Source organism: candidate division KSB1 bacterium (assembly GCA_022562085.1).
Lineage (GTDB): Bacteria > Zhuqueibacterota > Zhuqueibacteria > Oceanimicrobiales > Oceanimicrobiaceae > Oceanimicrobium.
In genome coordinates this window covers 1-9,655 of record JADFPY010000161.1, presented here as the reverse complement: position 1 = coordinate 9,655, position 9,655 = coordinate 1, and the positions used below count along the sequence as shown (strand labels likewise).

The window sequence follows — 9,655 nt, the reverse complement described above, 5'->3', positions numbered from 1 at the left end:
TGCTTCACTTTATTTTCGTTCCGATACTGAATTATCTGCTAAAAAGCCCAAACTGCTCTTAAAACAAATAATGGCTAGAATAGTCTATAAAATAAGTTTGGATCGATATAAAGTAATTTGAATTTTATTGTTTGTTATAAACTCATCAATTTAAACGCATGAACTCTCTTTTAAAAAATCAGTTATGGCTACCCTTATATCTCGAAGTCCTGGTTTGTAATCTGCACCAACATAAAAATGAGTTGTATCAGGAATAATTTTGGGGTTACGTGTTGCTCTGCCAAACATTTCACTGGTTGTTCTATATTTCTCTCTAATAAATCCTTGAGTTAGATAATTTTGCATTAGTTCATCCCTAAACGCAGTTTCTTCAGAAGTAAAATCATATCTAACTATTTCCATCACATCTTCATTTAAAAATATTCTATCTGTTTGTATGTTAGTACAATTTGACATGAACCTAGGATATTCCCATACTTCAATCCCACATTCATTTCCAACAATATACGAACAAACTGAGACTATTTCATGATCTGGATGAGCAGGATGAGACTCTCCTGGAAAACTATGAGTCATGATCCTTTTTATTTTTTCCGTCTTTATTAATGTTGTGATTATTTCAACAATCTGTTCTAGGTATTTATAAGTTTCTCTACAAGGAATCTTACTATTTGTAAATCTCTTATCTATATCCACCCCTAGAACATGCATAGCTGCTTTATCTTCTTCTAATCTCTGTTGAACATATGCCTCATGACTGTCTAAAGTAACCCCTCCCAACACCATAGGATAATTAGCAAAAGAGACCCCATTAGTTACAGTCAAGATGTACGCCTTATCAGGATTTCTATGTATTGTTATACCTGCATTTATAGCTACATCATCAGCGTGTGCTCCAATATAAAGAGTTTTTTTACTATTCATTTTTGTTTAATTTAATTTATTGTAACAACTTTCTCATATAAATCAAGATAGCCGTCAACCATTCTGCTATTATTAAAATTTCTTAAAATGTGTTCACGACAATCTGCTGGAATTATTTCATTTGTTCTTCTCGTGAATCCTACTAATTCATCAATTGATCTCCCATAAAAACCAGTTTTACCTTGTTCAATCATCTCAGGTATAACACTTGTATTAAAAGCAATTATAGGAGTTCCTACAATTCCTGCTTCTAACAGAACTCTAGGACAAGAATCTTCTCCCTCAATTGGAAATAAAAAAGCTTTTGCATGTCTCATGAGTCTATCTCTTTCTTGTTCTGTAATTTCTCCTACATATGTAACAGATCTTTCAGTTTGTTGATGGTTTGGGGTATCTTCTATAAAGTCTTTTCTCTCTTTTTGTTTACTTGGCTTACTAAGATCCTTTGTAAGATGGGGTTGAATTTCTCCATTGAAAAATTCTTCATCAAGAGAATTTCCTGCTATAATTAAATCTAATCCGCTTTTTTTTGCAATTTCTATTGCGTTTCTTTGACCTTTATATCGCTGGATTCTACTTACTGAAAAAAGATATTTTCTTTTATTATTTGAAAATGGATGTTTATCATCAATTGAATTATGCACAACGCCTACAAAGGTCATATTTTGAGGATATAATTTTTTTTGATGGTTAGAAACAGCAGAAAAATTTGATTCAGGAAAAGATCCAAAAACAGTTACATTCTCTTCATTTGCAGGTCCTCGCAATGTAGTAAGTGTTGGAGTTCTAATCCCTTGAAGAGTAAGAAAAGTTATAGGGTCGTAATGATTATTAACAACATCAAAATTCTCCCTCTCTAAGTCTTCGCGTATTTTTCTAGAATAAGCTGCAAGTTGTGTTGGATCCATTTGTTGTCCAAATTCTCCATTAAAAATCCCTATGGGACGTCTTATATTACAACCTAGACTACACTCTTTAGCAGTATATAATGTTACATCAATGCCCCTTTCAATAAGTCCTTCTATGAGGTATGTTACACTTCTCTCTACGCCCCCATATTTTCTATTTTGGCCAATTGATATTTGTTGGTGTGGTTGTACAACTATAGCAACATTTTTTACAGGGTAGTTTGAATCCGATCTATATTCTTCGTCACGGTTTAGGTCTCGAGGTAGGAATTTCAAGGCGAGGTGCGTTTGAGTTTGGTGTCCTCGGCTTTGTAAACGACACCCATACCGCCTTCGCCAAGCTTCTCGATGATTTTGTAATGTGAGATTGTTTTGCCGATCATAGTCTTTAGAGAATAAATGACAGGAGAATTTGGAAAGATAAGCGAGAAAGATTTAACTGTCAAGGATTTTCAGCAGAACCTAATTACACATTGCGCCATCACATAAGAATCCAAAGTGCTTATTCGGCGAAATAGCACCAGCAACGGCGGGGAAAATTTTTCCATTTCGGCCATCTTAAGGTGCATGTATTCAATTGACTTCTTTATTTGGCCTTGTTTCACATAATATTTTTCCAGCGCGTTGTACACGTCCAGTTTGTCTTTCGGAGAAGCACTCGCTGCCAGCGCTTCCTGATACTGAGCAAACGCTTGTTCAAAGTGGCCCAATTCCGAGTCAATATTCGCCAAAGTTAGCTGCACCGAAACACTTCTCGGATCCAGAAGCAGTGCTTTCTCGTAATTTGCATTTGCTTGTTCATAGTCTGCCATTTCTTTATACAGACCGCCAATCGAAGTAAAAGATTTCGGGTCTTCTGGAAATTGACTCGCGTATTGATTGAAGTACTTCAACGCTTCATCGAACTCGCCTTTGACTTGATATAAGGTACCGATGGTTCGCAATGTTTCGTACCGTTCGGGATCGAGCTCCCAGATTTTTTTGTACTCGGCCAGTTGCTCATCCCAACTCCATGTACGCTACGGCAAATGTTGGGTCTTCTTTAATGGCCAATTCATAGCTGGCTTGCGCTTTTCGCCAGTCCTGATCAATCAACAAAGTAACTAATCCATCCATTTTACTCTTGAAGGCAGTCACTGAATGGGTCAAGATCTCAGCCACCGGTAAATCATTCGTTTCCTGAATATGCATATTTGGCAATTCCAAATCCGTTTTAAGTTGCACGGAAATTTCATCGGCTAAGGCAAAGATATCTGGGCCCGTAAACTCATGCTTTTTAAGCAACTTGCTGTTTTTCGTTTGATAAAGCGAAATCTCGACAGAATAGCTGTCGTCAACCTTTTTGAAAGTTCCGGAGGTAAAATATGGCAAGTGTAATTCGTTGGTGACTTTTCTTTTAAGCGCTAACGGCACACCCGTTGCTTTGGCAAAACCGGCTTCCTTTATTTTTTTGTAAATGTAGTAATCTCCGGGCGTGAATCCCGAGTCGTGGACATTTCTGATATCCAGAAACATATCCTGCGACAGGTCGTAGCCAATCATAAACGAAAATCCATACTGCAGCCAATCGAGTTCGGAGTCACCGGTCTCATTATCGAAGTAAAATAAGACCATCTTTTTACGGAATTGACTTTTTGGAATGACCCGCTCAATTTGGTTACCTTGCTCATCCAATACAGTTATCGTCTTTGAAGCCGCGCCTAATTCTTGTCCACTAAATATGAAAAAGACCAGGGTACCCGTAAGAACCAAATTAAACGGGATGCCAATTTTCTCCATTCTGGTCCAACGATCCCGGCCCGGTTTGCCGTGAAAATAGGCAAGCAGCATAATTGTCGGGATAAAAGAGATTAAGACAACGATGGCGACGTCTGTTAAATTTGGTGACAAGACATACCGATTGACCAGGAAGTCGACGAATTGTACCACTGCCCAACAGGCACCCAAATAGATTCCCAGGATTTGCGGTAAGCGCCGATCCAATAAATCTCTGAAGAACGATTTGCGCTCGGCTTTTGCTTTTGACATTTAGAGCTCCTCGGATTTTCTTGCAAGAATCTAAATATAATATTTCTAAAGCTATTTTTCAATTGGAAAATTTGGGGAATCTATAAAAGTCTCTTTCAAGTGGAGTGGATCTCGCTACAACGAGATATTGACGATTCTCATATCGCGGAGAGTTTATCCTGAGTGTAATCGAAAGAGGTTGCCTCGACGCCCCCTTTACGGATGCTTCACATTCTCCTGCAGCATCTCAAGCGACCTTTCCAGCCGTCTCTGTCTCGTTTCTTCTTTCTTAGCCGACTCGATCCAGGTGACATATTCCTTCCGGTGCGTGTAGGAAAGTTTTTCAAAAAACGCTTTCGCTCTAAGATTTTCGTCGAGCAGCTTTTGCAAATCTTTGGGTACTGTCACAACCCGAGGTTCCGTATCCTGCTCAATCACCACTTTGACCCGATCGCCATGTGTTTTACCAATCGCCTGTTGAATGTCTTTTCTTACTCCAAGCACATGCCGCCCGCCCATCGGTGCAAGAGAGCCGCGATAAGGATGTCCATCAAAAGCCGCTTTCACTTGAACCCGGCCTTTGGTTCCGTATACTTCCCGGACATCAAACGGAATGACAATATAGGCTCCCGGAGTTTTAGGCGGCTTTTCAATAACCGCTTCGAATTCCTGCTTGTTCATAAAACAGTCTAAGCTAATTTATAATGACCCCAAATGACGCAAATCTTCCATCTACCTCGGGAGAGGTTTTACCAAATAACCTGGCAGAGTCTGGTCAGAATCTTCGGGAACTGATTAGGTAAGACGTTATTGAAATTGGAATTCAAGAACGATTAGATTGGCCTGACAGTTTAGAACGGCAAAAAAAGCTTTCAGCTCACGAAACATAAAACCCTGACCCAAAACCGGCCAGGGTTTGTTCAAATGCCTGTTTCCAAATTAGATTTTGGTGACTTTACTCGCTTGTAGCCCTTTGGGACCCTGCTCTATTTCAAACTCGACTTTGTCGCCTTCTTCCAATGTTCTGTAGCCGTCACCTTCAATGGCATTATAATGAACAAAGACATCATCACCTTCTTCTCTGGAGATGAAACCATACCCCTTAGAGCTGTTGAACCATTTGATAGTACCTGTTTCCATTGAACGAATCCTTCTCTAAAAATATTTGTTGCGTACCTTCCTCTTCCAGGTCTGTCACGGGCAAAAAAAAATCGTTTTGAATAGTTTCTTGCACCATTCGCTACGAGTCTTGTTTTGTTTTGCTACTTTTGTCTCAAAAAAAGCCTTAACCCCATAAAACAGAAAGGCGGAAAAACCAGGTACAATTGATTAACATTACAAACGTAAAACTTATCTTACTAAAATGCAAGGATAATTTTAGATTTTTTAAAAAATGATTTTTTAGGCTGACTGCGGGAATTTTAGGGACCGCTCCGGCTCCTCGCCCTGAAAGACGGGTCTCACCCGTGGGATAAGTACCTCTTTTTTATAAAAATTATCTCCGCTTAACTATCCAACGGGGCGAGGGATCCTCCACGGCTTCAGGCGCCTCCTTCCCGATTTCATTATTATAAAAAATTTGTAAGGAAAATCGGGAAGGGGGTCGCCTTTCGCTAAATTTGAATTCCCCCTTTGTAAAAGGGGGCCAGGGGGATTTAACTGTAGCAGAACTCGCCAGAGTTCCGGGCTCAGCATTTCTGGCCAACCGCAAGTGTGGCCACTTCTGCTACGATATTTTTCCGCCTGTACACAAAGTCAATCCGTGCTCAGAATTACCGCCGGCAATGAGTTCCTGCCGAACGTCTACCAATCCTGCTTTGCTAAAGCCTTCAACGTATTGCGACTCAGACCAAAGTGTCATGGGAGTTCCGACATCCTCAGGCCAGGAATGCGTTACGGAATTCTCGTGATAAAAGTCGACCATAACCAGCAATTCTCCCCCGGGGGCCAGCAGATCGGCAGCTTTGTTGAGGCCTGCTTGCATGTCTTCGAAATAATAGAAGACCTCCATAGAAAATATAAGGTCAAAACGCACGGCAGGAGGCTGCCATTGAAGAAAGTCGCCTGCTTCAGCGGTGACGTTTTTAAGATGAGCAAGCCGCTTTCGGCAGGTCTTCACCATTTCGTCGCTTATGTCCAGTCCGTAGCAGTGGCCGCCGGAGAATGCGTGTGTTGCCATGTATTCCAGGGCATAACCGCTGCCAACGCCAAGCTCGAGGTAATTGCCGTTACTCGGGGCAATTCTTGACAGCACCTGACTCACCCGCGGCCAGTGTTCCGTCTCCATTCCGCTTCCGCCATCTTCCTGCCCCCAATCGTTGAAGACTTCTTGCGCAGATCTCATTTTCGTCATCGCACCTCCTTTCCCCTTGCCTGATCTTCGATCACTTCATTTTGCAGTTTCGCTATGAAAGGGCCTCCCCAATCATTCATTCTGGCTTCAAGACGTTCGGTACAATCACAGTCCAGACAGGCCCAGGGTTCGGTGCCGTTGAGGTCTTTACATTTTTCTCTGCTGTGTGCGTTTTTGATTTCAAGTATTTCGAAATATTCTTCCCAATAGGGAAGTTCCTCCTGCAACGGTTCGGCGCAGAAACAAACCTCCACCCAACAAGTAACACCCTTTTCAAGGTGTCGGGCCTGGTACATGTCCCGCAAATATTCTCCGCCGGCAATTGAGCCTTCACCCAATGTGCGGCTTTCAATGGCTTGCAGCAAGGCGTTTTCTTGGTCTGGTTTTAGCTTTGCTTTGACTAAATAACGCATTTTCTACTCATGACTTTCTGACTTAAAATACCCTTCGGGCCATTAGCTTTTGGCCTTTGGTTTTTGATTTTTTTTTGCTAAAAGCTAATGGCCAAGAGCCAATCGCTCAATTTGGGTTGTAAAAGAGTTTCTATCTTGGACGATAACGCTTTATTGGTTGAGTTGGTAAACTTGCTTTTGCTTTACCTCTTTTTACACCGGTTTGCGAAATTGGGGTGACTTCAAATGTAATTCTGGTATCCAGATCTTCGAGCCTTAATTTATAATTTCCGGAAGTTGCACTCGGAATCGGAATCCCGTTTCGCAGCCACCTTAGAGTCGCCTGGCCCAGCGGATCTCCATCCGGGTCATGACAGACATAACTTCCCGTCAAAATTTGGTCAACTTCCAGAATGCCCCTAATTTCTACGCTGGCAACTTGTGGGGGACTATTTAGCTTCTCATGAATGGGTCCGATTGCAAGACTCCTAACCGTTTTCCCAAGTGTTTTTCCACTTCGGGCAATCGGGGTAATTTCAAAACCAATCGTAGAACCTTTATCAACTGCGCTTAATTTATAAATTTTCCCGGTTTGCTCAGACATGGTAGAGTCGTTTCGCAACCACCGGATTACGGATGCGCCTTGTCTATCTCCCTCATAATCATTGTATCTATAATTTGCTCGTAAAGTGGTACCGATTTCAGGTTTGCCGATAATTTTCAAAGCAATTGCAGACGGCGGCGAATTCGGGCGTTCACGAATATGGCTGGTTCCTGCACTTTTGACTGCGCTTCCCGGTCCCGCGCCGCTTTGGGAAACCGGCGTGACTTCAAACTGAATTCTGAAACCTAGGTCACCGGGCTGCAGCTCATAAGTTTCCCCAGTCTCTCCATTTATAACCTTGCCGTCACGAAGCCAGCGGAATGTTGATTCACCCTCCGGGTCTCGATCCGAGTCGTAGAAATTATAACTTCCCATGAGGACATCACGGACTTGAGTCCTACCTTTAATTTTAACATTCGTTGCGACAGGTTCTATGTTTGGGGGTTGGCCGCCAAACACATAAATGGTGTCGCTGGACGCATTATTCTCCAGTTCCATATCGTTTTGGGCGCTTAAAACGGCAGTGTTTACGATTTCGAGCAAGGTGTCAGGCAGTGCGGAACTCACAGTGAAAAGAAGTTCAATTGTGGCTATGGAACCGGGAGGAAGAACTTCTATGTTATGAGAAAAATGATAGTTTGAATTTCCAATGCCAGTTGTGAAAATCTGATTATTGACAGGGATTAAGTGCTGTGGGAATATATCTTCCAACAAAATGTCCCTCGCGGTAAAAGCTCCATGATTTTGAACTGTTAATACATACTTGAGTTCATCTCCGGCGTTTATAGTTTTGAGAGTGTCTGCGGTGCATTCCACAGCACTTAAAATGCTGCAATTAATGCCTAAGCCATCCTTGCATTTTTTTCTAATAAGATACATTTCGACCCGGCGGTTGATTCGGTGCAGGGAATCCCTTGCGGCTTTTTCAAGGCGAGCATACGTAAGTTTAACATTGGGAATTCTCGGGCTGCTTCTTCCATACCCCTGGACGAAAACATGGGTTGAATCAACTCCTTGCGAAATTAAAAAATCGCGCACGCTTTCAACACGCTTGAGCGAAAGCTCGGCATTAAGGGAGTCATTTTCATTTGAAGTCCGTCCAGGCCAACCCTGCTCATCCGTATGACCATCTATTTTAATGCACCCATCTTTAAGTTTTTCAGATTTAAAGGCTGAACTCAAACGGCGAAGCTCAATCTCAGCAGAAGGAGTCAAATTCCAGGATCCGACCGGATGAAAAAACACCCTGGGTCTAAAAGGTGCAACAACCACCGTTTTTTTAAGGGCAAGATCGTACAGTGACAACGTATCTCGTTTATTAGCGCAAATTGTGTTGCCCGAATCTATTTCAGCAATGATATAAGGATAATCTTTGTCCAATTCAATTTTGAATTTAAGACTGTCTCCGGCCTGCAATTCCGGGATAACTTTTCGTTTAATAATTTTACCTCTGGGGGAGTTTTCCCAGTTTATAATCTGCATCGGCAGCGAAGTCGAGCTCATATAAAGACCCGCCTTTGCCAATTCACCCTTTGGTTCTTTCTTTGAAGTTAATAAAATTGATTTGGATTCTGTTGAATCAAAGGCGGTGATTCGCACAAGGAACTTTTTGTCAACTGCTAACTGGCCCGTATTCGTTATTTTCACATAGGCTATTTTTTCGAGCTCATCCTTTCTCATAGTTATTGTCAAAAGCGGAGCCGGTTTGGTATAAAAGCGCGCGATATTACCTCGCGATGTTTCGATCACACGAAAGTGCCGATTTTGATCATAAGCAAGCACAGTCCAGAAATAGTGGCCGGGCGCATCAATGGGAATGTACAGTTTATGGCTTATTTCTTGTGCTTTCTTATGCACTAAGAATTTCGAACCCCGAACAACTTCCAAAATACTTGAGCCATTTGTCAAATTGTGATTCTGTGAGGGTATATGCAATAGCCTGACTTCTGTGAAATCCTCCAATCTCGGCGAAGTTTCATAATCTCTTAAATATGAATTAATTTCGTTTCTTTTCGCTAATTCAATGTATTCGTTTAAGACTGTGCTGTCATTTTTTGTTATTAGGAGCAAATAATTCACTTCGTCATATAAATCCGGATCGTTTGTCGCTTCCCAGGCGAGTTTAACGCTGTCGCAAACCTGGTAAGAAAAAGTGGGTCTTTTTGTAACATCAAATGACATAGAATCCGATTCAACAAATTGAAAAGGCTCGGGCCCCAGGGGCCGGTAAGTCACACTGCCCTGGTAAACATCTGAAAAAGTTTTACTGTTTAAGAATCCACCATCGAGACGTAATTCAGCGTTTTTAAAAATCGGGTTGGCTTTGTTGGCGTGGCGCGACGTGTTTATATAATCATCAAGACGAAAACTCAACCCGAGCGAAAACTTATTGAAAAGCCGCTGATCCCGTTTGTCGTCAAAAACATATCCGCCACGAACGGTCATTAGGCGCCCCCAACTTCGGCGG

Annotated in this window: 9 protein-coding genes; all 9 read right to left on the bottom strand. The window is 41.9% G+C overall.

The genetic code is table 11. From position 1 onward, the window contains the following. Positions 1-150: 150 nt before the first annotated feature. Positions 151-924, bottom strand: a complete 774-nt coding sequence (locus IH879_13545; protein ID MCH7675960.1) for a PIG-L family deacetylase — start codon at positions 922-924, stop codon at positions 151-153. An 11-nt stretch (positions 925-935) separates the two neighbouring features. Beyond that, positions 936-2,108, bottom strand: coding sequence for a glycosyltransferase (locus tag IH879_13540; GenBank protein ID MCH7675959.1), 1,173 nt, complete (start codon positions 2,106-2,108; stop codon positions 936-938). A 176-nt stretch (positions 2,109-2,284) separates the two neighbouring features. After that, the gene (locus IH879_13535; GenBank protein ID MCH7675958.1) at positions 2,285-2,776 is read right to left on the bottom strand and encodes a tetratricopeptide repeat protein; all 492 of its coding nucleotides are present in this window, start codon (positions 2,774-2,776) and stop codon (positions 2,285-2,287) included. A gap of 55 nt (positions 2,777-2,831) precedes the next feature. Then, positions 2,832-3,860, bottom strand: a complete 1,029-nt coding sequence (locus tag IH879_13530) for a hypothetical protein (protein MCH7675957.1) — start codon at positions 3,858-3,860, stop codon at positions 2,832-2,834. 195 nt (positions 3,861-4,055) lie between these two features. Next, complete coding sequence (locus tag IH879_13525; GenBank protein ID MCH7675956.1) at positions 4,056-4,520, bottom strand: DUF1905 domain-containing protein; 465 nt, start codon at positions 4,518-4,520, stop codon at positions 4,056-4,058. Between the two features lie 258 nt (positions 4,521-4,778). Continuing rightward, positions 4,779-4,979, bottom strand: coding sequence for a cold-shock protein (locus IH879_13520; protein MCH7675955.1), 201 nt, complete (start codon positions 4,977-4,979; stop codon positions 4,779-4,781). 586 nt (positions 4,980-5,565) lie between these two features. Then, on the bottom strand, positions 5,566-6,192 hold the full coding sequence (locus IH879_13515) for a class I SAM-dependent methyltransferase (protein ID MCH7675954.1): 627 nt from the start codon (positions 6,190-6,192) through the stop codon (positions 5,566-5,568). Further along, a complete protein-coding gene (locus tag IH879_13510; GenBank protein MCH7675953.1) occupies positions 6,189-6,605 on the bottom strand; it encodes a hypothetical protein in 417 nt (138 codons plus the stop codon). The genes IH879_13515 and IH879_13510 overlap by 4 nt, the downstream gene beginning before the upstream one ends. A 130-nt stretch (positions 6,606-6,735) precedes the next feature. After that, positions 6,736-9,633 carry an OmpA family protein gene (locus IH879_13505; GenBank protein MCH7675952.1) on the bottom strand — a complete coding sequence of 966 codons (2,898 nt, stop codon included), beginning with the start codon at positions 9,631-9,633 and terminating at the stop codon, positions 6,736-6,738. Positions 9,634-9,655: the final 22 nt, after the last annotated feature.

Excerpts from the sequence above, each read along its gene's own strand:
- IH879_13545 (MCH7675960.1), bottom strand. The coding sequence starts at position 924 with ATGAATAGTAAAAAAACTCTTTATATTGGAGCACACGCTGATGATGTA.
- IH879_13530 (MCH7675957.1), bottom strand. The coding sequence starts at position 3,860 with ATGTCAAAAGCAAAAGCCGAGCGCAAATCGTTCTTCAGAGATTTATTG.
- IH879_13525 (MCH7675956.1), bottom strand. The coding sequence starts at position 4,520 with ATGAACAAGCAGGAATTCGAAGCGGTTATTGAAAAGCCGCCTAAAACT.
- IH879_13520 (MCH7675955.1), bottom strand. The coding sequence starts at position 4,979 with ATGGAAACAGGTACTATCAAATGGTTCAACAGCTCTAAGGGGTATGGT.
- IH879_13515 (MCH7675954.1), bottom strand. The coding sequence starts at position 6,192 with ATGACGAAAATGAGATCTGCGCAAGAAGTCTTCAACGATTGGGGGCAG.
- IH879_13510 (MCH7675953.1), bottom strand. The coding sequence starts at position 6,605 with ATGCGTTATTTAGTCAAAGCAAAGCTAAAACCAGACCAAGAAAACGCC.
- IH879_13505 (MCH7675952.1), bottom strand. The coding sequence starts at position 9,633 with ATGACCGTTCGTGGCGGATATGTTTTTGACGACAAACGGGATCAGCGG.